Genomic DNA, 23,105 nt, shown 5'->3' with positions numbered 1-23,105 from the left:
GCGGGCCGGGCTCTGCCAGGACCAGCCATGGCGATTGAAGTCTCCCCAAGGTCGGGTAGTTAGCGTTTCTGCAGGTCATGCAAGGGGAGTTGACGGGTTCTTGACGTGGAGCAACGGAGCTCGTTGGTACAGGCAGTCGTCCGAGACAGCTTGTCCCGCAAGGAGCTCCGTTGCCTGTTCATTGTGTCTCGCCGTCGGCGCTGACGGCCATCACCCCTACGGTGACTGTGGCCGCGGGCCGGTTCGCTCCCGGACATCTGGGAGAACTGACGCCGATCATGCCATTCGAGCTGGTCGACGCGGTCTTGTCCGAGACCGGGACCGTGCAGCGGCGGTTGCGTGATCTGCCCTCGCGGATCGGCGTATACTTCCTCCTGGCGATGTGCCTGTTCCCCGAGATCGGCTACCGGCTGGTCTGGGACAAGCTGACCGCCGGCCTGTCGGGGATGCCGACCGTCTGCCCGAGCACGAAAGCGCTACGAGATCTGCGCCGCAGACTCGGCAGCGCGCCGGTGCGGGCGTTGTTCGAGGTGCTGGCCGGGCCGTTGGCCCAGCCGACCACATCGGGGGTACGGTTCGACCCGTATCGGACGGTGTCGTTCGACGGCTGCAGCTCGATCAAGGTGCCTGACGGCGAGCGCAACCGGGGCTGGCTGGGGCGGTGCCCGCACGGCGGCTATCCCCAGGTCGAGCTGATGACACTGGTCGAGACTGGCACCCGGGCCGTGATCGGAGCGGTCTTCGGCCCCACCCGGGAGGGCGAGACCTCATACGCCACCAGGTTGTCGCACCATCTGGGCCCCGAGATGTTGGTGCTGTGGGACCGGGGCTTCGACGGCAACGACTTCCTCGCCGCCGTGCACGCCACCGGCGCACGGGTCCTGGGCCGCATTCGCCAGCGCCGCCGCCCATCGGTCCTCCAGCCGCTCGCTGACTCCTCCTACCTCTGGGTCATCGGCGGCGTCCCGGTGCGCATCATCGAAGCCCGGGTGAGCGTCAGCTGCACCGATGGCAGCAACTTCGAGGGCTCCTACCGTCTGGCCACCACGCTCCTGGACGCCCGCCGTTACCCCGCCGACCGCCTCGTGCACCTCTATCACAAGCGCTGGGGTGCGACACGAAGTCGCACGAGATTGAGTGAATTACCTGACAGGAGGATCGACTTGATGTCGACGGCGTAGTTCCGGGCCAGTGCTCAAGGCCCGTCCCCACTTCGACATGCGTCGCCGGTAACGGCGGGGTGTGAAGCTCGGAGGAGAAGCCCAAGGGCCTCTGTTCCATCCGGGGGCCACAGGCAAGGGGAAGACCGGACGGGTGAACGTGAGTGAACCCCTGACGATGCTTCGTGATCGTGGGCCCCGCCGATGGGTTGATCCAGCGGGGTGCAGGACTGGCCGTTGAGAAGCGGCAGGCGCCGGCTGAGGACCCAACATCAGCCGGGAGAGCATCGCCGTCCCGGAGTTTAGGGGGCACCCACCCCGGTCGTATCTCACTCGTGTGGAACGTGGAAACCCCGTTGGGGTCCGGCTCCGAAGGACGCCGGTAAGCCGACCGCAAGGAAGGCCCAGCTCCCCAGCGGGCGCAGGATGACCCGAGAAGCCAACGCCGGTCGCCGAAAGGCAGCGGGAAACCGGGGCATGTGGCCAGCGCCTCCGCTGGTCGCCCCGCATAACCGGCCGGATACGGGCTCTGCCCGGACCCGAAAGGGTGCTGACACGGGTCAGGTGGGCCTGTGAGGACTTGATGACCATCAGCGCTGGAACCGAAGGGCAAGTTGGACACCGTGGCGATATCTTCATCCGTGGCGGACACCGCCCGGGACGACGCCGTCGCCACGGTGAACGGACCGGAGGACGACTTCACCGACTGGCAGTCGATCGACTGGCAGGGCGCGGAGGACGAAGTACGACGGCTGAGGCAGCGGATCTTCACGGCGTCACAGGCAGGGGACCTCAAAAGGGTCCGCAATCTCCAGAAACTGATGCTCCGCTCCCGCTCCAACACGCTGGTGAGCGTACGGCGGGTGACGGAGGTCAACGCTGGCCGCAAGACGGCGGGGATCGACGGCCGGGTCGTCCTGCTGCCCCAGGGAAAGGCCGAACTGGCCGACTGGATGCAGCATCGGGCGGCTCCGTGGAGGCCGTTGCCCGTCAGGCGGGTGTTCATACCGAAGGCCAATGGCCGTCGGCGCGGCCTCGGAATTCCCGTGATCATCGACCGGTGTCTTCAAGCCGTGGCACTGAACGCGCTGGAACCCGAGTGGGAGGCACGGTTCGAGCCGAGGTCCTATGGATTTCGTCCCGGCCGTGGCTGTCATGACGCGATCGGAGCGATCTTCCTGGCCGCCAAGGGCAAGAGCCCGAAGCGGCAGTGGATCCTTGACGCGGACCTGGCGGCGGCGTTCGACCGCATCGACCATGATCACCTTCTCGCCTCCGTCGGACAGTTCCCCGCGCGGGGACTGGTCGAGCAGTGGCTGAAGGCGGGAGTGGTCGACCGTGGTTGCCTCGCCCCGACCGAGGAGGGGGTCCCGCAAGGCGGGATCATCTCTCCCGCGTTGATGAACGTGGCCCTGCATGGAATGGAAGAGGCCGCCGGAGTCCGCTACCGCACCTCCGGCCCTCGTGCCGGTGAACTGGCAGTGGGCTCACCGACCTTGATCAGATACGCCGATGACCTGGTGGTGCTCTGTCACAGCCGTGACGAGGCCCAGCAGGTCAAGGAACGGCTCGCCGCGTGGCTGGCGCCCAGGGGCCTGGCCTTCAACGAGGAAAAGACGCGCATCGCGCACCTCGACGAGGGCTGCGACTTCCTGGGGTTCAACGTCCGCCGCTACCACGGCATGCTGCTGATCAAGCCGAGCAAGGCGGGCGTGCGACGGATCCGGGCACGGCTCACCGCCGAAGTGCTGGCCCTTAGGGGGCAGAACGCGGCAGCGGTGATCGCCAAGCTCAACCCGATCATCCGGGGCTGGGCTGCCTACTATCGGGGCGTGGTCTCCAGCGAGGTGTTCACCTCGCTGGACGACCATGTGTGGAGGCTGGTCTACAAGTGGGCCAGGCACACGCACCCGAACAAGCCGAGGGGCTGGGTCACGACCCGGTACTTCGGCCGGTTCAACACCTCCAGGCAGGACCGGTGGGTGTTCGGCGACCGGGAAACCGGCCGCTATCTCGCCAAGTTCGCCTGGACCAAGATCGTCAGACACCAGTTGGTCATCAAGGGCGCGTCCGTGGACGACCCAGCACTGACCGAGTACTGGGCCTCACGGCGACGCAGGAACAAACCCCCGCTGAGTCCGTCCGTGTCGCGTCTGCTCCAGACGCAGCACGGACGGTGTCCACTCTGCGGGAGTCTTCTCCTGCACGCCGCCCATCAGCCGCAAAGCCCCCAGGAATGGGAGCAGTGGCTGCGGGCAACCCGCATGGCGGTCCGCAAGAACGCGATCACCGTCGAAACGGGCGCAGGCAAGTCTGACGACCTCGTCGCCTTCCGACTGATCCATGCCCATTGCCACCGCTGGCGCGGCGGCAATGGCACCAGGAAACCAGCACTTCTGGCTGCCCGTGGGCCCTCAGGGCCTGCTTGAGCCGGATGCCCGGAAAGCGGGCAAGTCCGGTTCTTAGGGGGGTGCGGCGCAGCAATGCGCCGCACCTACCCGACAAGTGGAGTCCGCCTATTTCGCGGTCAAGCACTCGATGCTCGGCCGACGCGTGCTGCGCTCCCGCACCCTGCCGGGCATCGCGCAAGAGATCTACGCACTCCTGACCGTCTACCAGGCGATCAGGATCGCCATCGCAGACGCCACCAGCACCGTACCCGGAGCCGACCCGGACCGAGCCAGCTTCACCATTGCTCTCCACACCGCTCGTGACCAGATCGTCCAGGCCGCGGGCGTGATCGCCGACACCACGATCGACCTCGTGGGCACCATCGGCCGGGCAGTCCTGGACCACCTCATGCCCGCCCGCCGACTCCGCCTCAGCCCCCGCGCCGTCAAACGGCCACTGTCCCGCTACGCCTACAAGAGCCTGCGCGTCGATCGACGCACCTACAAAGCCACCATCAGCATCGACATCCTGTTGACAGCACCCAACAGCCCATAACTTCATGGCCTTGGGCTTTAGCCCGTCCGGGCCCACCGCGCACCGACGGTTCACGAAGTGGAGCCGGGCCCGCGTCCGGGGGGCAAGCTCCATCGCCTGATCCTGGACGAGCTTGGCGCCCGAGGCGAGCCGGACTGGTCACAGTGCGCGATCGACTCGGTGAACATGCGGGCAGCGAAAGGGAGGAGACACCGCCGGGGAATGTCAAAGGCCACGCACACCCCGGTCCTCCCGGTGCCTGGACGGAAGCCCCGGCCCGATTCCGGCGAGCCAGGGTTTTCCGTCAAGCAGCCGGCTCAGGACCAGTCCCCGTGCCCGTGGTCCTCGATCACCCGGAAGCTGCCCACCACACCGTTTTTGACGAAGATGCCGTCGACCTCCTGCGGGTCCACGCCGTCGCTTTGGCTGTGGGGGCCGACGGTGGCGATGGGAGCACCGTTGTCGCACACCGCCCCGCGGAAGACCTCAACGGTCTTGCGGCTGTCGTTGCGGATGTTCAGGGTCTTGGCGCCCAGGCCGCTGATGACGGTGATGCAGTCGCCCGGATGGGAGGAGAACGACCGCTCGTTGATCTGGATCCGGCCGTCCTCGTGGAACCCCCGGCCCCCGTCGCCCCTGCCCTCGTTGCCCTCGTTGCCCTCGCTGCCCCCGTTGCCCTCGTCGTCCTCACCGCCGTTGCCCTCGTCGTCCTCACCGCCGTTGTCCCAGATGCCCCAGATGCTCTCAAACGCGTTGCCCCAGACGCCCTGGGGGTCGGTGCCCAAGGGCACCTGGACGGCAGGGGCCGCCTGCCGGACGGCAGGGGCCGCCCGGGCAGCCGGCTCGGAGGCCGAGGCGTAGGTGAGGCCGGACGCGGCCAGGGCCGCGACGGCCGCGGTGACAGCCGTGGAACGGGTCATCTTCATGCAACTTCTCCCGTCTGAGCAGGGTCGGCCGGGCAGCCGACGCATGATGAACATACGAACCACTATCAAGACTGTCATATCGGGCATATCGAAAGAGCCGTTACCGGGGAGCCGAACGGGGTATCCGGGACACCCGGAACGCCACCTCCCAGCCAGTTGACCAGGCATCAAACCTCCTCAGACATAAGGGGGTTGACGGTCAGTTAGCTCTTAAGGCTGACTGGCTGACGACTCGTCACCCCTTCGGCGGCACGGCGCCCGAAACCGCCGGTGCGAGGAGACATATCTCCTCCAGAGGATGAGACCCCCACGGGGGAAGGCCCTGCCCGCCGGCGTTCACGGCCAAGGCCGCGCCCACGGGTCGGGCCGTTACCGTATCCGTCCTGGCGGCAAGGGGTTTGAACGGACGTTCAGGCGAGGGCCTGCCTGATGGATGAACCCGTGGCGGGTCCACCGGGCGACGCGTCGGCGCCTGGTGGGCGGGGCGATGCCAGGGCTTCAGCGTGGTGACGCGGTGTCACTGGACGACCTGAACATGCTCACCGATGCCCGCATCGAGATCGAGACCCTGGTTCTGCGGCGCGCGGTCAGCAGCGGCGACATCCAGTGGGAAGCGGTCGTGGTCGCAGCGCACCACCATCTCGCCGGCACACCCGCCGTAGGGTCCGACGGACAGGCGAACCCCGAGTGGTTGACGGTCCACGAGCGCTTCGATCTGGCGCTGCTCGAAGGCTGCGGCAACGCGCGACTGCTTGCGGCTGCCCTCGCTCTTCGCGATGCGGCTACTCTCTACCGCCGGTGGTCGCTGCCCGTCGGCCACGACTTCGACCGTGACGTCGCCGGTGAACACCACCGCCGAGCCGGTCGCGTTTGGTCATCCACGACGGCATGGTCCAGCCGTTCACGCGTGGCCCGTAGCAGTGGGCCAACTCCGCAACGTCGATCGGTTCCCGCGGTTCGACAGTCATGGGAGAGCTGGTCATGATGTCGCGTACGTCGTGAGCCACAACGGGCTCCGTTCATGCTCGTGCGATGCCGGTCACCGCGTTCCACCGCCGGGTACCCATCCCCCGCGCGCATCAACGTCCGCGCGCGCCTACGCCGGGCCCTCGTCGCCCAGCGCGGAGAGCGGTGTCGCGATGTCCTCGAGGGAGCGGCCCTCCGCCGCGACCGCGAAGAACACTGCGACCAGCCCGGCGAGGAGCATCAGCGCGGCGCCGACGCAGAAGGCGAGGACCGCGTCGGAGACGACACCGCTCTCGGTCAGGCCGGCGAAGACGAGCGGCCCGGTGATGCCGCCGACGGCCGTGCCGAGGGCGTAGAAGAAGGCGATCGACATCGCCCGGGTCTCCATCGGGAAGATCTCGCTGACCGTGAGATACGCCGAACTGGCGCCCGCCGACGCAAAGAAGAGAACCACACACCAGCACACCGTCATGGTGATGGCGTCGAGGACCCCGGCGTCGAAGAGCAAGGCGGTGCCGACGAGCAGCAGCCCCGACAGGATGTAGGTGCCGGCGATCATCGGCCGCCGTCCCCAGGTGTCGAAGAGGCGCCCGAGAAGCAACGGGCCGAGGAAGTTGCCGAGCGCGATCACGGCGAAGTAGTAGCCGGTCACACCGTTGGGTACGTCGAAGAACCGCACCAGGATCGAGCCGAAGCCGAACGTGACGGCGTTGTAGAGGAACGCCTGCCCGGTGAAGAGCGCGAAGCACAGGGTGGCGCGCCGGGGGTAGCCCCGGAAGACGGTGTGCGCGATCTCGCCGAAGCCGACGGTGCCGCGCTGATGGACGGTCATCTCGCCGAGGGCCTCCGGCAGTGGCCCGCCGGTCTCCCGCTCGATCCTGTCCTCCACCTCGTCGACGAGCCGCTCCGCGTCCTCGTCCCGGCCGTGGATCAGCATCCACCGAGGGCTCTCGGGCACATGACGGCGTACCAGCAGGATGACCAGGCCGAGGACGACACCGAGACCGAAAACGAGCCGCCAGCCGACGTCGAGGGCGAACAGGTGGGTGTCCAGGGCGAGTACGGACAGCAGCGCGCCGCCCATCGCGCCGAGCCAGTAGCTGCCGTTGATGACGAGGTCGACGCGGCCCCGGTATTTGCTGGGGATCAGTTCGTCGATGGCGGAGTTGATGGCCGCGTACTCGCCGCCGATGCCAAAGCCGGTCAGGAAGCGGAAGAGGAAGAACCACCAGGCCGAGAAGGACAGCGCCGTCAGGGCGGTCGCGGCCAGATAGACCGACAGGGTGACGAGGAAGAGCTTCTTGCGGCCGAAGCGGTCGGTGAGCGCCCCGAAGAACAGGGCGCCGGAGCAGGCCCCCGCGACGTAGAGGGCCGCGCCGACGCCGGTGACCTGGGCGTCGGTGATCGGCAGTCCGCTGCCCTCTTCGGAGAGCCTGCTGGCGATGGAGCCGACGACGGTCACCTCCAGGCCGTCGAGGATCCACACCGTGCCCAGGCCGACGACGATCATCCAGTGCCACCGTGACCACGGCAGCCGGTCGAGCCGGGCGGGCACGCGGGTGGTCACGGTTGGGGTCCGCGCGGTGCCATGTACGTCCCCGCTCATCGTCCGCCTCCAGGTCGATCGGCCGTACGGCGGCCGCCGTGGTCGCCCACGGCCCGCGTGGCCCAGGCCACGCCGCTCACGCGTACCACCGCAGCGAACGACACAAACCGGCCCGTCGCACGGATACGGCGCGGCACGGCCGGTATCTCAGGCAACACCGCCCTCGCCCCGGCCCGACAGCCCTGCGCACCCACAGCCCACTGCGGGTCTGCGCTCCGCGTGCAAGCAGGAACCGGACCAGGTACCCGTCGGGCGCGAACGAGACTCAGGACGGGACGGTACGGCGTGACAGCACAGCGGACGGGACGGAGTGGCCGGGAGCAGGACGGCCGGACGCGGGTGACGGTTCTGGTCGCCCTCGGCGCGAATCTGGTGATCGCCGCCGCGAAGGCGGTCGCCGATCTGCTGGCCGCCTCCCCCGCGCTGCTCTCGGAGGCCGCGCATCGGTCGCGGACAGTCTCAACGAGGTGTTCCTGCTGGTGGCGCTGCGACGCAGCCGCCGCCCCCCGGACGCCCGGCACCCCTTCGACCTCAAGAACTTCACCACCGCGTTCACACAGGAGTTCGCGAAATCACCGGCGTCCTGAGAGCCGTTCGAAGCCGACGCGTCTCCCTGCAGCACCACCGGCCCGTCAGCTCACGCGGACAGCACCACCCGACAGGACCAGCACGCCGAGGACCGTCGTGCCGACCAGCAACCAGGCGACGTACTCACCGATGTGCCCGGACTGCATACGTCGCAGCACGCACGCCCACGCCGGTTCCGGCAGGCGGGCCGGGCGGTGGCTGGCGTCGGCCGCGAAGCCGCAGGCCAACGCGGTGGAGAGCAGGCCGAGGAGGATCCCGTGGGCGGCCCAGTGGGGCGGGGTGCCGTCCACGGAGTGGACCGCGTGGAGCGCGCCGTCCGCGAGGTCCGGTACGCGACCGATGGCGAGCGCCCCGGCCAGGAGCGCGGAGGGGACGGCGAGCATGGTGCCGCCAGGTCGCAGGTCTGACTGGACAGGGGCGGTGGCGCCGTCGCGGTAGCCGATGGCCAGCAGGAGGACGTACGTCGAGCTCTGGCAGACGGAGAGGCAGCCGACCGCGTCGATCAGGTTCAGGCTGGTGGCGAGGCCGTAACCGCCCATCAGAAAGATCCGCGCCGCGACGAGATGGGGGAAGACGCCCATCAGGCTCCCTGGGGCGGCCCGGAGGACTCGCCCCCGTCGCGGGCGGGTTCGATCCGCAGGGCCTGGTCGAGGAAGCGGGACAGCAGGACGGCCACGGCGCAGGCCACCTCCACGCCGATGGCGGCGTTCAGGGCCGGGACGGTGCCGGAGGACAGGGTGTTGAAGGTGCCCAGCGGCAGCACGTTGGCGAGGAACGCCGAACCCGCGAGCAGTCCCGCCCAGCCCGTGACGAGGAAGGTGGTCTCGCCGAGCGCGTCGCCGATCTCGTGGAGCCCCACCAGCCTGGTGCGTCGCAGGGCCCGGTAGTCCACAGCGACGTACAGCAGATGGAGTGCGGTGGCGACAACGACGCCGCCAGGGCTGAGTTGGCCGTGGGCGATCACATACGACGTTGTCGGCTATTGATCGCATCAGGTCGTGTGCGGGCTGTACGGCCGTTGGAACCTGGTCCTTGGGTGCCTTCATCGCTCGGAGAGAATGAAGGTATGGAACTGCATGGGGGACAGGGTTGTGCTGCGGCCGGTGGCAGATGGTGATGCCGAGGTCCTCGACAGGATCGTCAGGGAACCGGAGGTCGCGGCCTGGTGGTCGCCTCCGGACGACTACGAGGGCATGCTGGCTGTCGTTTTCGAGGATATTGTCATCGGCGCCGTCCAGTTCGACGAAGAGACCGACCTCGAGTACCGCCGTGCCAGCATCGACATCTTCCTGACGGCGCAGCGTCACGGGCAGGGGCTTGGCGCCGACACGGTGCGCACACTGTCCCGGTGGCTGGTGCAAGAGCGCGGCCATCACCGGCTGACCATCGATCCCGCCACAGCCAACGCCGCGGCGATCCGCAGTTACAGCAAGGTCGGGTTCAAACCCGTAGGGATCACGCGGGCGTACGAGCGCGACCACCGCACGGGCGCCTGGCGGGACGGGCTGCTGATGGACCTGCTCGCAGATGAGCCGGCCTGACGTGGTCGGCTGTCAAGTGCGTGGAGAGTGACGTGATACGGGCCGCACGGGTTTGCTCGCGAAGACGGGGATGCTCGGCCGGGGAGGGAAATCGGTCAGCCCGTCCATGCTGCGCCGCTACCGGCTGCAGTTCCCCAACCACAACGTCTGGGCGGGGCACCGTCTGCGCAGCGAAGCGCCTTCGCCCGATGCTGTCGCGCAGGGCTGCGCGGCTGGCGGGATCACCGCCGTGGCTCGTTCTACAACCGGCTCCTCAGCGTCTGACCTGTATCACTGATCGGACTGGCGTTTGTCGCGGACGTCGTGGAGGTGGCGGCCCAGCAAGGGACCCCCGAACACCACGAACCCGACCCCGATGAGCCAGGACTGCACGATCAGGACGGTGCCGACGGCGCCGTAGGTCACCGCGTTGTTCGCGATAAGCGGGGAGAAGATTCGGGAGGAGAACCAGCGCAGCCCGATCAAGCCCGCCATCGTGGCCACCGCCCCGGGAAGCAGAGCCCGCCAGGGCACGCGCTCACCGAGCAGGAAGTGCTGACCCCACCAGAAGAACAGCACCCCGAACAGCACAGTGAGCGCGACGCGTACGACGGTCTGCGCCGTGCCCTGCCCCAGAACGTCACCGCTTTGCACCTCGGCAAACAGATACGCAGTCAGCGCCGTGAGCCACACCACGCGGCGCCAAAGGGCGTGCCACGGTCCCGCGGGCACGCTCCAGACCTTCTCGTAACCGGTCTGCACGCTCGACGCGAAGGTGAGGCCGAACAGCGCAAGGGCCAGGACGCTGAAGGCGCTGGTGGCGCTCAGCACCGTGCGGGGAGCGGCGAACAGGCGCTGCACGGCATCGGCGGGATGCCCTGCGAGGCTCATTCCGTCGATCACCCAGGAGGCGAAACCGGGGTGAGGGAAGGGGGAAGCCGCGGCCACGACGATCAGCAGTGGTGTGAGCGTGACCAGTGCCAGTGCGGCGAACCCCATGGACCGGTGCATCAGTTCTATATCGCTGCCATGCCGCCACAGCCGCCCGGCGGCCGAGTCCTGCCAGCGGGCGTGCCAGCGGTGGTGACGCGGTCGTTTCTCCGGGGGTCGGCCCGACGTACCCGTCATGCGACCTCCGCTTCCCGGACCGACCTCCGGCGAAACACAACCCCCTTGCCCGTCATCCGGCAAACAGCCCATTCCAGGGACGAGAGACGGTTCTGTCGAGTGCCAGTCCTGCCGGATGGCGAAGTTGCATACGCGATCTCGGTGGTGGGCTCTCGTCGACCGCGAGCTCAGAGGTCGCGTAGATCGGCGCGAGTTCTTAATCACCGAGTCGCCGGACAGTGTCGGTGGATCCGGGCCTTCTCGTGCCCTCCAGATGCGCCCCTCGCCGGGCGTGAGGGTGGGAAGGCTCGTGGGCACCCGCCGACTCCACTGCCTCGGCTTGCGCTTCTCCGGATCCGTATCGGCGTACGCCGTGCTGTGGCTGGCGGTGTCGATACGCCACAGATCATTCGCCGGCATCCGCGTAAGCCGCCACGGATCTCCTTGTGGAGCCGTGGAACCGATATTTCTAGTTCATGTCAACCCCGACCACGAGCCCGGAATCCCCAGCGTGCGTGAGCCCGACAACAAGAAGATCGACCGCATAGCCGCCTACGTGGACGAACAGCGCAAGTCAGCAAATAACTGGACCCATTACTGGGGCACGTTCACCGTGTATACGGCCGTCGCGGCGTTCTTCTTCGGGATCGGCACCTGGTCCGATCTGCGTAGCCGCATCAGTCACCCTGTGGATGAGGCCCAGAAGCTCAAGGACAGCTCGGTCAGCCGGCTCGACGACTCTTGCAAGGATGACATCGGGGATCTGCACAAGAAAAAAGGCACCGGCTGGGCCCTGGTCGTCGCGGATGACCTGGAGATCCTGAACGCCCGCCAGGGGATGGGCGCCGTTTGGCTCTACGCCAACCCGGCGGGCATGCGCTCGCAGGACATCGCCGCCATAGGCTCAATCAAGTCGTACTACTTCGCCGCCAACTCCTTCCTCGAGTCCGTGATTGACCGAGCAAAGGCAGCCGACCGTGACGGCTACACACTCCGCGTCGGCCTTTACCGGCAGGCCAACGCCGCCTACCTGAAGGCAACGGGTGACTTCGGCTTCACTATTTGTGATCACTACTGGGGCCTCGACGACGCCCCACGGGATTCGTAGGGGCGCGGCCGCCTACGAGGGCCGGGCCGACGCCAGGCGCAGCGCAAGTTTCAACACGTGTGTTCCTCACCGCCTGCTCTCACCCATCTTCCGCCCCATAGTGCACAGCACGGGGCACACCGTGGACCCCGGATATGGGGAGCTCATCCGCAGTCCACAGGGCGGACGGTCCGCACACGCGCGAGGCCCCGGCCGCCGCGGCCTGGTAACCGACAGGCCGTGCTCCCACTTGCGGCCGGCAGCCGCCGCGAGCCCCTGGCGAGCGCCATGCTCAGCAGGTGGGTCTCTCACTCCGGCGACATGAGGCTCCGCGCGGCAGGTACACCCCCAAGCTCTGGCCCTTATGGATCGTGGCGCCGCTCGCCCTCTGGTGGTCGGCGCCCTCGGCTTCGCCCTCCACCACTTCGTGTACGACCTGCTCACGGAGCCAACCCGGCAGAAGCCTCGCAGACCGGTCAACATCAGAGGGAGCGGCGACCTGGTGCTCCCCTGACCGGGCCCACCGCACCGCTCACCGAGGCACGAACGTGCCGAGCCCGTCCGGTGGACGGTGGCGCCCGGGAAGACCCGGTTTCGAGACTGCCTGGCCTGCAAGCCGGACGGCACACGCCCTCGGGGTGTTCGGGGTGTGTGCCGTCCGGCTTCAAGGCCGCGGGTAGAGACCTAGCCCATCATGGAGGGGGCGTAGAACAACAGGGCCGGAGCCAGCTGCATGCCGGGGGCCAGGCCGAAGGCGACGAGGGCGTCGGGCAGGCCGCGGCCGGTGCGGGCGGCCTCCGCTGTGCCGGGGGCGGCCAGTTGGCGGCAGCTGGCGGCGATGATGTCGAACAGGTGCTGCACACGGCCGGGACCGCGAGGCAGCAGCTGGCCGTGGAAGTCCTCGTGATGAGCGAGAATGAGGGCGGCCAAGCCCGCGACGTGGGCCGAGGCCGTGCCGGTGCCGTCCAGGGCCGTGTAGCCGCCCCCCGGCGCGCACGACAGGACCGCTACACCAGGAGCGGCTGCGTCGATGCCGGGGCCGTGGCAGCTGAACGGGGCGGCGAACAGTCCTTCGGGTGTCAGCTGCCGCCCTGTGTGGGTGGCTTGGGAGGTGTCGGGCGGGTAGGTGCCGAAGGCTCCCAGGGCGCCGACGGCGAAGACGGTGGGCAGCGAGGCGGGGAAGGCGATCGGCCCGCCGGTATCGCCTGCCGGGGCGATGCAGGCGATGCCCGCTGCGGTGGCGTCGGCGAGTTTGCGGGAGACCAGTGCCGACGGGAACGGGGTTGCCACTTGGATGTGGGCGAGGTCGACCTCGCGTTCGATGCAGTGGTCGAGGGCGGCGATCAGGTCGCTGAAGTGGCCGTCGGGCAGCACCTGACAGACATCGAGCTCGGCGTCGACGGCGATGCCGATGACGCCCTTGCCGGTGTCCGCGCCGGCGATGATGCCGGCCGCGTGGGTACCGCTGCCGGCCGGGTCGTGCGTCCAGCCCTCGTTGGTGCGGCGTACGACATCGACCCCGGAGCGCACCCGCTGCTTCAGGTCGGGGTGGTCGATGCTGACACCCGTACCGATGACCGCGATCTTGATGCCGAAGGCGCGGAAGGTGGGGGGCAGCCGGTCCAGCCGCATGGCCTGCTGGCCCCAGCCGTACTGCTGACGTTCGTCCAGTTCCGGGTACACCTTGGACAGCGGGGTGAGGGTGACGACGTTCTCCCGGGTCGCCGACAGGTCGGGGCGGTGGATCCAGCGGTCCGTGTAACCGCCCCTGGGGCGGACGTACAGGGACTTGACGGACTGTTCGGTCTCGGTGGCCAGGGTGACGGTGACCGTCCCGTCGGTCCCGGTGATGCCCTGGCTCGGCCAGGTCGCCCCGATCAGGAACACCCCTGCGCCGGCCAGCGGTTCGCCGTCCGGGCCGCAGACGCGCAGCGAGATCTCCACGGGCTTCTCCAGCGCCTGGACCAGTCCCGGGTCGCGCAGAAGGAGCATCCCTGGGGTCAGCGTGGCGTCGGGCCCGGCGCCGGACAGCGGCAGGTCCGGCTCGATGTGCACGTGCAGTGTCCGCATCGCCGGCAGCTGGGTCTCGGCTGCCTCGACGACCGCGATCTCCGGGCAGGAGGGAAGGACCCCGGCCGACTGCAGTTTCTCGGACGGCTGGAGTCTGCGGATCACTGTGACGTCGGGCATGCCCTTGAGCCGGTCGCACACCGCGTCCATGCCGAGTTCGGGCACTCCTGGTGGGAGCAGTTGCTGCGGCAGCGGTGTCACCATGTATCGCTGCCGGCGCGGCTGCACCGCGATCGGTGACGATGCGCTTTTCCTGCTGGGCGCCGCTTCTTTGTCCACGGGGCCCAGCTCGCCACCGGCACCCGCTCCCTCGGACTCGCTCTGGCGGTTGTTTCGGGGCTTGATTCCGGGCCTGTCCTTGACCATCACGTCCACCTTCACCATGCCTACGTCGGTCTTTGTGCTTCCAATCCAAATGACGGGCGGCTCGCGCTTCCACAGTGATGCGGTGTGCCCGGGAACGACTCCCGGGCACACCGCATCGCGCGCCTCCGGGGATCAGCCGATACCGAAGGGCTGACCCATCTGGCCGAAGCCAGGCTGCTGGTACTGCTGCTGGTACGGCTGGCCGAACGACTGCTGGCCGAAGCCACCGCCCCACGGCTGCTGGCCCTGCTGGCCCTGCTGGCCCTGCTGGCTCTGCTGCACCAGCGTCAGGATCGCGGTCGGCAGCGCCTGCTGCACGGACTGCTCCACAGCGCTGCGCACACCCTGGGTCAGCGCGTGGTGCAGCGCGACAGCCAGGTACGGGTGCGCCTGGTGGGCCAAGCCCTGCTGCTGCAGCTGCTGCTGGACCTGCTGGATCTGCTGCAGCGTCTGCTGCATGCGCTGCGCGATCTGCTGGCTCGCCTGCTGGCAGGCCTGCTGGATGGACTGCTGGACTACCTGCGCGAGCTGCTGCTGGCCACCGAACTGCTGGCCGAACTGCTGGCCGAACTGCTGCTGGGGCTGGGTACCGGTCATCACCGACATGAATGCTCCATTCGATACCGCGGGAAACCCTACATAAGGCGTTATGTAGGGTTTTCGGAATGATTCCGACGCGCTGACGCTAAGGCGACGCCACCCCGACCGCAATCGGGCGAGCCGCTCAGGAGGGAAGAAGTCCCCCGATCGGATCCTGCGGCTGGCGATCCGTCGTCGGCGTGGCAGGATGGGCTGCTGGAGTCGGCGGACGACAGCGCGGACGGCAGGGACTTCAAGCCCGGCGGCGTGCAGGTGCCGGCCGAAGCCCTCGGCGGGCGCCTCTTCAGCGACACCGTTGGCCAAGCGGCGGGCCGTCCTACCGAGCGGAGCACTGGGCTGCAAGGCAGGCTAGAGCCACGCGGTCGCTCTGGGTCATCGACGAGCCCCACCCGCACAAACCGCAAAATCCTGACCGACACTCCCGGCACATCACCGAGCATCACGGAAAGCAGGCATAGATTAGACAAATAGCCGACCGCGTCGTGATCGCGCGGGTAAGGCACGCCCCGGCCGACCGAGCTCCCTCAGTCTTCGGGGCAAATGGGATATGGGGTAATTGGCAGCCCAACGGTTTCTGGTTCCGTTAGTTCAGGTTCGAGTCCTGGTATCCCAGCCAGCGCGGACGCCTCCATCACGGGAGGCACCGACGAAGTCAGAAGAGGTGCGGTTCCGGTTGTCCCGACGCGGCGGGTCGGCGCTCTGGCTCCGCACTGCGGACCACCGCAGACCGGGTATTGATTGCCGTTCAGGACGGGGACGCCGAGGGCAGGTCATGACCCCGGACCCCTCGTAACCCGATTCGTCCGCGCGCATAGCTGAGCCGCGACGAGGCCCTGAAGCTGCTGGGCACCGTTCAGCCCGCATCCCCGGGCGCCGACTGCGCGTCCGCGTCCCGCGGCTCCTCGGTGACTGCCGTGTCGGCAGACGCCGGCGGACGCCCCGGTGGAGACGCACAACGTGCTCGCCCGCCGACAACACGAGCACCGCGAACGCACCGTCGTCCATCTCGCCGCCGTCGCCGACACTGGTCTGCTTCCCGCCGAGCTGCAGGAGATGGCCGTCCCCTACCGGGCCGAGGCCGAGCGGGAACTCGGCCGCACCGAGGCCTCCCGCCAGGGCATGCAGCTGGTCGTCGACGGCAGCGGCCGCCTCGCCCCGCCGCACGGCGCGGGCCTTGCCCACCTCGCCCGGCTCGCCGGCGACCTCCCCACCGCGCGGGACGTCGCGGGCACGCTCGGCTGGCCGGGCCGCCACCACCGCCTCAAGAGCGACGTGTGGTGGGTCCAGGGCGACATGGCCCACGCGGCCGCCGCAACGAGGCCGAACAGCACGGCGTGGCCGGCGAACGCGCCACCGCCCAGGCACAGCGGGCCTGGGCGCTTGCCTTCCGTCGCCGGCATTAGGGCCCGTCTTCAAAGATCATCGGATGGTGGATCACGGTGGGGTGGCACGTCGTCATGAACTCACCGACCAGGAGTGGGAGTTGCTCGTTCCGCTGATACCGCGGGCCGCGACAGGTCGACCTTGCGTGGAGGACCGGCAGGTCATCAACGGGATGGTCTGCAAGATCCGGACCGGGATCTCCTTGCGTGACCTGCCGGAACGCTACGGGCCGTGGAAGACGGTGCGCACGCGCTTCCGTCGTTACGCGTTGGCGGGTGTGTTTACCCCGGCTCTCCAGCAGATCCAGTCCCGGGCAGACTCTGCCGGTGACATCGACTGGCTGGTGCAGATCGATTCCACGATCGTCCGGGCCCATCAGCACGCCGCCGCCACTGGCCGAAAAGGGGGAAGCCCCGGCAGGACGAACCGGAGGGTCATGCCCTTGGCCGATCCCGAGGAGGCCTGACCACCAAACTCCACCTCGCGGCCGACGGCCGCGGCAGACCACTGGCCATCCTGCTCACCGCTGGTCAACGCTTTCTCCCCGAGCCTATGCCCGTCTCTCTTCATGCCGTTCCGAGGGTGTCGCGCAGGAGGGAGACGGCCTGGTCGACGGCTGCTCGTGTGGCCTTGGACTGGCTGAGCGAGTTGAGCATCATGAAGTCGTGCACCGTGCCGTCGTAGCGCACCGTGGTGACCGGAACGCCGGCACCGCGCAGCTTGGCGGCATACGCCTCGCCCTCGTCGCGCAGCACGTCGGCCTCGTCGACAATCAGCAGGGCGGGCGGCAGGCCAGTGAGCTGCTCGGTGGTGGCCTGGTTGGGAGAGGCGGTGATCTCCGCCCGCTGCTTCGGGTCGGTGGTGTAGGCGTCCCAGAACCACTCCATCAGCTTGCGGCTGAGGTAGTAGCCATTGGCGAACTGGTCGTAGGAAGCGGTGTCCATGGCCGCGTCCGTGACCGGGTAGTACATCGACTGCTGCACGAAGGTGACGTCACCGCGCTCCTTGGCCATGAGGGCGAGCGCAGCGGTCATATTGCCGCCGACCGACTCGCCGGCCACCGCCATGCGCCGCGCGTCCAGGCCCTTCGACGCCCCCTCGCGCGTGATCCACTGCGCGGTGGCGTAGCCCTGCTCAATGGCCACGGGGTAGTGGGCCTCCGGTGACGGTGTGTACTCCACGAAGGCCACCGCCGCATGGGCCCCGACCGCCAGCTCCCGCACCAGGCGGTCGTGGGTGTCGGCGTTGCCCAACACCCAGCCGCCGCCGTGCATGTACAGCACGACAGGCAGCGTTCCGGTGGCGCCCTTCGGCTTGACAATGCGCACCCGCACATCGCCCACGGAGGCCGGCACCGTAATCCACTCCTGGTCGACCGGCAGCTTGTCGACCGGCGCGGCCTGCAGGTCGTCGAGGACCTTACGCGCTTCGGCCGGCTTCAGCTCGTACAGGAACGGATGGTTCGAGGTCGCGTCGGCCAGCTCCTGCGCCGGGCGCTCCAGGACGATCGAAGGGAATCGAGCAGTCATGACAATGCTCCCTGTCACTACTGAGAAGCCCACGGTGAACAGAGGCAGGCGCATGATGCCTGTCCTGGGGCGTCGGCACCGCCGCACGCCCGGGCTCTGGCCAAGCCCCTGGTCAAGCCCTCAATGGGGCCACACACCCAGCGTAGTCGCGGCCCTTGCGACCCTCGACTTCGGACGCCGGTCGCCGGACGCCGGTCGCCGAGGTTCGGAATATCAACCGGCGATGCAGCGTGATGTCGGCAGCCGGTCAGTGGCAAGCACGATTCGGCTCAGGGCGCCGTGGTGTCGTCCCAGGCTGATTCCATTGGGCGGGGTGACAGGGGTCGCTGTTCGGCCCGAACGGTGGGGTGACTCCGCCGACTGCGACCAGTGCCACGCCGGATGCCACGACAGCCCGAAGACCGGCTGACGGAACAGCGCCACCTGTACGACACTCCAGCCGTCCGGTGCCACAGCCGGGCGGCCGGCCCTATGAGCGGAGACCACGTGACAGACACGGCGATCGCCCCGGACGCCTGCGCATGGCAGCGGCCCGAGCGCCGATCGGTGAACGCCCCGGCGAGACAACCTGGTTCAACTGGACGCGGTACCCCGACCACGGGCCCGGAGCCGAACTCCTCGAAGCCGAGCCGGGCGGCCGCGTCCTGGACCTGGGCTGCGGAAAGGGCGGCAACAATCTCGCAGCTGACCGTCCTCGGTATGCGGGCCGTCGGCGTCGACGCATCCGCGGTGCAGCGGAGCGTGGCCCGGGATCGCTGGGGCAGACGCCGGGACTCGAGTTGCACCTGGCGGACGGTCGGCTTCCTGCAGGGCGCCGAGGAGCCGTTCGACGCCGTCTACTCGGTGTACGCGGCGGTGTGGTTCCCCGATCCGGCCCGGCTGCTGCCCGCCGTCCGTGAGCGCCTGCGCCCGGGCGGCAGGCTGGTGTTCTCCCAACGCGCACGGCCGGGACGCTGATCGTCCCGGCCGTGCGTGAACGGACGTGGGCGGGACGAACCTGCCCGTCACCTCAGTAGTGCACTTCCAGTTGTTCGATATTCGTGAACTCCACCAGCAGGCCCGGGGCTCGGCTGCCTCGGCCGCGGAAGTACCTCTCGCCCAGACCCTCCGCAAGGATCGCGCGGACCTGCTCTTGCGATGCGCCCGCTACCTGAGCCGCGAAGAGACGAGCCGCGCACTCCCGGGGCAGGGCCTGGCTGAGGTGGCAGGTTCTGGCGTTGTCCGAGGCGCCCGCGCGTAGATCATTTCGTTGGGAAGACCTCACCCCAGAGCGCAGTTCCGAAGCCGGCGGCTCCGGGCAGGCGTGGGGCTCCCGGGTGGTGGTCCCGGGAGCCCCAGGGTGGGTGACGGCTCGGTCAGGGCAGGTCAGTAGCGGCGGTTGCAGTCCCTGTAGTCGTCGTAGTCGCGGTAGTCGCGGTAGTCCCGGTTGCTCCAGTGGCCCCTGCGGTCCCAGCGGTTCCAGCGGTCCCAGCGGTGGTCGCAGTCGTCCCACCGGCTCCAGTAGTGCGACCCGCGGTGGTTCCGGTGGTCCCTGCACCAGCCGTGGTTGTTGTGGGTGTTGTGCAGGAGCCGTTGGGAGTGGGCCGGGGCTGCCGCGGTGGTGGAGGCCATGGCCGTGCCCGTCAGGGGGATGGCGACCGCGGCGACGGTCAGGGCCGCCGTCGCGGTAGCGCGTGCCAGTTTTCTCACCGTGTTTCTCCTTGGTTTCGGTGAATTGCCGGATGGCGTGCCAGACATTACGTGGCCGCTCTCCTTCGCTCATTCATCCGATCGGGTCTCCACGGCTTTCCGGACCACAATGGGCGGCGGGGACTGTGATGCCTGATCACGCTTTGAGCTTTGCTTATTCGGTCTTTTCCGGGCTCGGTCGCGGGCGGGCGGAAACACTCTTCAAGGTGATCCCAGTTCGGCATGTCGTGGCCTTTTTGTCGACCTCTGCGAAATACAAAAAGTGGGTGCGAGTGCCCCGGAAAGAATGGTGGCGAATTCTTCGTCATTTGTTGTTCGAAAAGGGGCTGGCGTGCGGAAATCTCGTGTCGTTGGATCATATGCGCCCCTTATTTTGCGTAGGCGGCCGCGTGGTCAGCTTCGGTAGACCGTGAGTACGGCGCCGCTCACCTCGACGCGACGCTCCTCGAGTTTTTCTCCGCAGCTCAGTGCGGACAGGCAGCTTCGGAACAGTTCCAGTTCCTCCGTGTCGAGCACTGCGGCGGCCAGGTTCAGCAACTCGTCGAGGCTGGAGGGGGTGAGGGCCTCAGGCAGTTCGCCGGAGAGCAGGACTACCGGCTCTCCTGTCCTGCCCCGCACGACGGCGGTCGCGGACACTCCTTGAACGACAAGCACATGCACCCCTCTCGCGGAGGTTTCGGACGGTTCAACCGTCTTGAGGCTCGAGAGGATAGCCACGACGGAGCCCGGCAACATGGTCCGGACAGCCCTAAGTTGACCCGATCGGGCGGGAGCGAAATGTCCCCCCCGTCCGGGTTCGCTTCCGGTCATAGCCGTCCCCACCTGCCGTTTCTCTCGGTGGGCGTTGTGTCCGGTGAGGGGCGATGTGCGTGAAGTGGTTGTAGGGGGTTTCACGACGGGCTACTGTCCAACCTCGTCAGACAGACCGTCCGGCATGAATGGACGTTCCGGATCGGATACGGCTGCCCATGCCCTCTTCAGTAAAGGAATCACCATGCTCGGCATGTGTGAGCTGGACGCGGAGTCCGCCGAACTGCTGCCCAGCCGCGAGGCCCTGGGCCGGCTGAAGTTCAGCCTCGTCAAGACGACCAACGTGACGCGGCACGTCGCATACGTCTCGGCGCACAACAACTCGCTCGCGCTGAACGCCTGCTCGCCCGAGGCCATCGCTCAGTCTGCGGGCAACCAGTCCATCTCCGTCGTCCAGTAACCCTCCGTCGTCCATAACCGACGCTCATCGAAAGAGGATTCACCATGAACAACGACCAGCTCAACGCCGAGTCCGCCGAACTGCTGCCCAGCCGCGAGGCCCTGGGCCGGCTGAAGTTCAGCTTCGTCAAGACGACCAACGTCACCAAGCACGTCGCCTACGTCGACGCGCACAACGAGTCCGCCGCGGCGAACTACTACTCCCCCGAGGCCATCGCGGCTTCCGAGGCCAACCAGACCATCAACATCAGCCAGTAACAGCACCAGGTGTGCGGACCGTGTTTCAGATGGCGCGGTCCGCACCGGGGAGGGAGGACAGCACGGTGACCGACGGTCAGGGGGCCCTCGACCCCAGTCCCGCGGGGACGGCGGTCTGGGACGCGGATGAAGCGTTTCCCGGCGACGTAGGCGCCGAACCGCTCTTCCCCGTTCCGCGCCTGGGTGCGGGGCTTCAACGCCTGGGCGAGTACCAGGGATCCGGCTTCAGGGAGCGCAAGTATCTGGTCCGCCGGGGGGACGGACAGGTCGTCCAGCTGTCCCCGCTGCTGTACCTGGTGGTCGAGGCCATCGACGGCGTACGCGACACCGAGGGCATCTCCCACCGGGTCAGCGGCCGCTTCGGACGCGAGATCAGCGCGGACAACGTCGAGTATCTCGTGGAGCAGAAGCTCGAACCGCTCGGCCTCACCGTCCCGTTCGGGCAGGAGGACGACCAGGCCGTCACCGGCCCCAGGTCCGACCTGCTGCTGGTCCTCAAGGGCCATCGGGTGATCTTCCCGGAGCGACAGGTCGCCCGGATCGCGAAGGCGCTGGCATGGTTGCACCGGCCGTCGGTGGTGGTGCCGGTCCTGGCGGCGGTCGCCGCACTGGACCTGTGGCTGTTCGCCTACCACGGCGCGATGCAGCCGGTGCTCCAGGTGCTGGAGCAGCCGGTGCTGATGCTGGCCGTGTTCGTGCTGATCGTGGCCTCGCTGGTGTTCCACGAGTTCGGTCACGCCTCGGCGTGCCGATACGGCGGCGCGCGACCAGGAAGCATCGGGTGCGGCCTCTTCCTGATCTGGCCGTCGATGTACACCGACGTCACCGACGTCTACCGCATCAACCGGGCCGGCCGGATCCGCACCGACCTGGGCGGGGTCTACTTCAACGTCGTGTTCGTCCTGGGGCTCGCCGGTGCGTACGTCGTCACCGGCCAGCCCTTCTTTCTCGCCGCCATCTACCTGGTGCACTTCGAGATCCTCGAACAGCTGATGCCGGCGCTCCGGCTGGACGGCTACTACATCCTCGGCGACCTCGCGGGGATCCCCGATCTCTTCGGCAAGATCAAGCCCATTCTGCTGAGCATGCTGCCGGGCAGGCCGGTTCCCGCGGAGGCGGCGGGTCTCAAGCGCTCCGCGCGGATCATCGTGACCACGTGGGTGCTGACCATGGTGCCGCTGATCGTCGCCGAACTCGGTTACGTCCTGTGGAACCTGCCGCGGTTGCTCGAGACCGGGCTGCGCTCGCTGTCGGATCAGGCGGTCGGGACCTGGTCCGCGTTCGCCGACGGTGAGATCGCCGCCGGACTCGTCGGCGTCATCGGCGAGTTCATGCTGCTGTGCCCGCTGGCCGGGGCGGCGTATCTGTGCGTGCGCGTGATGGGGCGGCTCGTGCGGGCCACCCTCCGGGCGACCGAGGGGAACACGCGGCTGCGCCTGGCCGTCTGCGCCGGCACACTGGCCGCGGCCGGCGCGCTCGGCGCGGCGTGGGTGGGCGGGGTGACGCCCAAGCCCCTGCCGCCGCAGCCGCCGATCGTCCCGCTTCTCCAGCCCGGCGTGCCCACGCTTCGTGCACCGGCCTCGCCCCCGGCCGAGACGCCGCAGGACGACGCCCGGCCCGAGCCGCCCGTCCTCACCGACCCATCGCCGGAGGCGAGTTCGCTCACGCCCAGCCCCTCAGCCGTACCGTCCGACGAGGCCACCACGGCGAGCGCTTCTCCCTCGGCCGCAACCCCGACCGATTCCGTCGCCCCGTCGCCCAAGACGGCGAGCCCCAGCCCGAGTCGCGGGCAGAACTCGCCGCCGCCCGCGCCCAGTTCCCCGGCCGGAACGCCCAGCGTCACACCGTCCATCTCACCCTCGGAGAGCGGTTTCCCGACGCCCATCCTGAGCCTCCCCGGCCCCCTTGACTCGTGACATCCCGGCCCCGTGCCGCCCGTACGACCGCAAAAGGAGAACATCAGTGAGCCACCGAAAGCCACGACCCCGCACAGCCGGCCGGACGGCCATGCGCCTGGGCATGCTGACCACCGTCTGCCTGACCGGCCTCGCGACCGTGACGCCGGCGGGCGCGATGACCGGATCGCGGGTCACCAGCGGTGTCGGCATCGCCGTGG

Annotated in this window: 21 protein-coding genes, 1 tRNA gene and 4 pseudogenes; 16 read left to right on the top strand and 10 right to left on the bottom strand. The window is 68.4% G+C overall.

Annotation, left to right across the window (positions count from 1 at the left end; translation table 11 throughout):
- Positions 1-221 precede the first annotated feature (221 nt).
- The 4 genes and pseudogenes from ACFYXB_RS38440 to ACFYXB_RS38425 form a co-directional block, all read left to right on the top strand.
- On the top strand, positions 222-1,181 hold the full coding sequence (locus ACFYXB_RS38440) for a transposase domain-containing protein (RefSeq protein ID WP_389589646.1): 960 nt from the start codon (positions 222-224) through the stop codon (positions 1,179-1,181).
- A 602-nt stretch (positions 1,182-1,783) separates the two neighbouring features.
- Complete coding sequence (gene ltrA / locus ACFYXB_RS38435; protein ID WP_389589629.1) at positions 1,784-3,589, top strand: group II intron reverse transcriptase/maturase; 1,806 nt, start codon at positions 1,784-1,786, stop codon at positions 3,587-3,589.
- 76 nt (positions 3,590-3,665) lie between these two features.
- The gene (locus ACFYXB_RS38430) at positions 3,666-4,106 is read left to right on the top strand and encodes a hypothetical protein (RefSeq protein WP_389589628.1); all 441 of its coding nucleotides are present in this window, start codon (positions 3,666-3,668) and stop codon (positions 4,104-4,106) included.
- 13 nt (positions 4,107-4,119) lie between these two features.
- Positions 4,120-4,292 (top strand): annotated as a pseudogene (locus tag ACFYXB_RS38425) (IS5/IS1182 family transposase); the annotation flags it as partial.
- 110 nt (positions 4,293-4,402) lie between these two features.
- Here ACFYXB_RS38425 and ACFYXB_RS38420 read toward each other — a convergent pair.
- Positions 4,403-5,011, bottom strand: coding sequence for a hypothetical protein (locus ACFYXB_RS38420; RefSeq protein WP_389589627.1), 609 nt, complete (start codon positions 5,009-5,011; stop codon positions 4,403-4,405).
- 433 nt (positions 5,012-5,444) lie between these two features.
- Between ACFYXB_RS38420 and ACFYXB_RS38415 the strand changes: the two genes are divergently transcribed.
- Positions 5,445-5,996 carry an FCD domain-containing protein gene (locus ACFYXB_RS38415; RefSeq protein WP_389589626.1) on the top strand — a complete coding sequence of 184 codons (552 nt, stop codon included), beginning with the start codon at positions 5,445-5,447 and terminating at the stop codon, positions 5,994-5,996.
- Between the two features lie 111 nt (positions 5,997-6,107).
- Here ACFYXB_RS38415 and ACFYXB_RS38410 read toward each other — a convergent pair whose 3' ends face one another.
- A complete protein-coding gene (locus ACFYXB_RS38410) occupies positions 6,108-7,583 on the bottom strand; it encodes an MFS transporter (RefSeq protein WP_389589625.1) in 1,476 nt (491 codons plus the stop codon).
- 285 nt (positions 7,584-7,868) lie between these two features.
- Between ACFYXB_RS38410 and ACFYXB_RS38405 the strand changes: the two are divergent.
- Positions 7,869-8,110 (top strand): annotated as a pseudogene (locus ACFYXB_RS38405) (cation transporter); the annotation flags it as partial.
- A gap of 429 nt (positions 8,111-8,539) precedes the next feature.
- Here ACFYXB_RS38405 and ACFYXB_RS38400 read toward each other — a convergent pair.
- Positions 8,540-8,752, bottom strand: a pseudogene (locus ACFYXB_RS38400) (dehydrogenase); the annotation flags it as partial.
- Positions 8,752-9,138 (bottom strand): annotated as a pseudogene (locus ACFYXB_RS38395) (MnhB domain-containing protein); the annotation flags it as partial. The pseudogenes ACFYXB_RS38395 and ACFYXB_RS38400, both read right to left, overlap by 1 nt.
- Before the next feature lie 109 nt (positions 9,139-9,247).
- Here ACFYXB_RS38395 and aac(6') point away from each other — a divergent pair.
- Positions 9,248-9,712 carry an aminoglycoside 6'-N-acetyltransferase gene (gene aac(6'), locus ACFYXB_RS38390; RefSeq protein ID WP_389589624.1) on the top strand — a complete coding sequence of 155 codons (465 nt, stop codon included), beginning with the start codon at positions 9,248-9,250 and terminating at the stop codon, positions 9,710-9,712.
- Positions 9,713-9,982: 270 nt separating this feature from the next.
- Here the strand turns inward: aac(6') and ACFYXB_RS38385 are convergent, their stop codons facing one another.
- Complete coding sequence (locus ACFYXB_RS38385) at positions 9,983-10,819, bottom strand: YhjD/YihY/BrkB family envelope integrity protein (RefSeq protein WP_389589623.1); 837 nt, start codon at positions 10,817-10,819, stop codon at positions 9,983-9,985.
- 490 nt (positions 10,820-11,309) lie between these two features.
- Here ACFYXB_RS38385 and ACFYXB_RS38380 point away from each other — a divergent pair, with 490 nt between their 5' ends.
- Positions 11,310-11,906 carry a hypothetical protein gene (locus ACFYXB_RS38380; RefSeq protein ID WP_389589622.1) on the top strand — a complete coding sequence of 199 codons (597 nt, stop codon included), beginning with the start codon at positions 11,310-11,312 and terminating at the stop codon, positions 11,904-11,906.
- Between the two features lie 343 nt (positions 11,907-12,249).
- Positions 12,250-12,399: a hypothetical protein gene (locus ACFYXB_RS38375; RefSeq protein ID WP_389589621.1), complete on the top strand. Its 150-nt coding sequence runs from the start codon at positions 12,250-12,252 to the stop codon at positions 12,397-12,399.
- A 170-nt stretch (positions 12,400-12,569) separates the two neighbouring features.
- Here the strand turns inward: ACFYXB_RS38375 and ACFYXB_RS38370 are convergent, their stop codons facing one another.
- Together ACFYXB_RS38370 and ACFYXB_RS38365 are read right to left on the bottom strand one after the other, a co-directional pair.
- Complete coding sequence (locus ACFYXB_RS38370; RefSeq protein ID WP_389589620.1) at positions 12,570-14,339, bottom strand: S8 family serine peptidase; 1,770 nt, start codon at positions 14,337-14,339, stop codon at positions 12,570-12,572.
- Positions 14,340-14,453: 114 nt separating this feature from the next.
- Entirely contained in the window at positions 14,454-14,927 is a 474-nt protein-coding gene (locus ACFYXB_RS38365; protein WP_389589619.1) for a hypothetical protein, read from the bottom strand.
- Between the two features lie 535 nt (positions 14,928-15,462).
- Between ACFYXB_RS38365 and ACFYXB_RS38360 the strand changes: the two genes are divergently transcribed.
- The 3 genes from ACFYXB_RS38360 to ACFYXB_RS38350 all read left to right on the top strand — a co-directional run bounded on the left by ACFYXB_RS38360 (position 15,463) and on the right by ACFYXB_RS38350 (position 16,770).
- A tRNA-Gln gene (locus ACFYXB_RS38360) sits at positions 15,463-15,537 on the top strand.
- 326 nt (positions 15,538-15,863) lie between these two features.
- On the top strand, positions 15,864-16,382 hold the full coding sequence (locus ACFYXB_RS38355; protein ID WP_389589618.1) for a hypothetical protein: 519 nt from the start codon (positions 15,864-15,866) through the stop codon (positions 16,380-16,382).
- A complete protein-coding gene (locus ACFYXB_RS38350) occupies positions 16,348-16,770 on the top strand; it encodes a transposase (RefSeq protein ID WP_389589617.1) in 423 nt (140 codons plus the stop codon). Before ACFYXB_RS38355 ends, ACFYXB_RS38350 begins: the two co-directional genes overlap by 35 nt.
- A gap of 100 nt (positions 16,771-16,870) precedes the next feature.
- On the opposite strand, the gene ACFYXB_RS38345 is transcribed toward ACFYXB_RS38350, so the two are convergent.
- Positions 16,871-17,833, bottom strand: coding sequence for an alpha/beta hydrolase (locus ACFYXB_RS38345; protein WP_389589616.1), 963 nt, complete (start codon positions 17,831-17,833; stop codon positions 16,871-16,873).
- A 486-nt stretch (positions 17,834-18,319) separates the two neighbouring features.
- Between ACFYXB_RS38345 and ACFYXB_RS38340 the strand changes: the two genes are divergently transcribed.
- The gene (locus ACFYXB_RS38340; RefSeq protein ID WP_389589615.1) at positions 18,320-18,790 is read left to right on the top strand and encodes a class I SAM-dependent methyltransferase; all 471 of its coding nucleotides are present in this window, start codon (positions 18,320-18,322) and stop codon (positions 18,788-18,790) included.
- A gap of 408 nt (positions 18,791-19,198) precedes the next feature.
- Here ACFYXB_RS38340 and ACFYXB_RS38335 read toward each other — a convergent pair whose 3' ends face one another.
- Together ACFYXB_RS38335 and ACFYXB_RS38330 are read right to left on the bottom strand one after the other, a co-directional pair.
- Positions 19,199-19,522, bottom strand: a complete 324-nt coding sequence (locus ACFYXB_RS38335) for a hypothetical protein (protein WP_389589614.1) — start codon at positions 19,520-19,522, stop codon at positions 19,199-19,201.
- A 393-nt stretch (positions 19,523-19,915) separates the two neighbouring features.
- Complete coding sequence (locus ACFYXB_RS38330; protein ID WP_389589613.1) at positions 19,916-20,158, bottom strand: hypothetical protein; 243 nt, start codon at positions 20,156-20,158, stop codon at positions 19,916-19,918.
- Positions 20,159-20,516: 358 nt separating this feature from the next.
- Here ACFYXB_RS38330 and ACFYXB_RS38325 point away from each other — a divergent pair, with 358 nt between their 5' ends.
- The 3 genes from ACFYXB_RS38325 (at position 20,517) to ACFYXB_RS38315 (ending at position 22,905) form a co-directional block, all read left to right on the top strand.
- Positions 20,517-20,732 (top strand): hypothetical protein, encoded by a 216-nt coding sequence (locus tag ACFYXB_RS38325; protein ID WP_389589612.1) that lies wholly within the window; start codon positions 20,517-20,519, stop codon positions 20,730-20,732.
- A 44-nt stretch (positions 20,733-20,776) separates the two neighbouring features.
- The gene (locus ACFYXB_RS38320) at positions 20,777-20,989 is read left to right on the top strand and encodes a hypothetical protein (protein WP_389589611.1); all 213 of its coding nucleotides are present in this window, start codon (positions 20,777-20,779) and stop codon (positions 20,987-20,989) included.
- A 65-nt stretch (positions 20,990-21,054) separates the two neighbouring features.
- Positions 21,055-22,905 carry a hypothetical protein gene (locus ACFYXB_RS38315; RefSeq protein WP_389589610.1) on the top strand — a complete coding sequence of 617 codons (1,851 nt, stop codon included), beginning with the start codon at positions 21,055-21,057 and terminating at the stop codon, positions 22,903-22,905.
- Positions 22,906-23,105: the final 200 nt, after the last annotated feature.

The sequence above is a fragment of the Streptomyces sp. NPDC002619 genome, assembly GCF_042889305.1.
Classification (GTDB): Bacteria; Actinomycetota; Actinomycetes; order Streptomycetales; family Streptomycetaceae; genus Streptomyces.
Note: the sequence above shows the minus strand (reverse complement) of the source record. Positions and strands in the feature narration are given on the sequence as shown.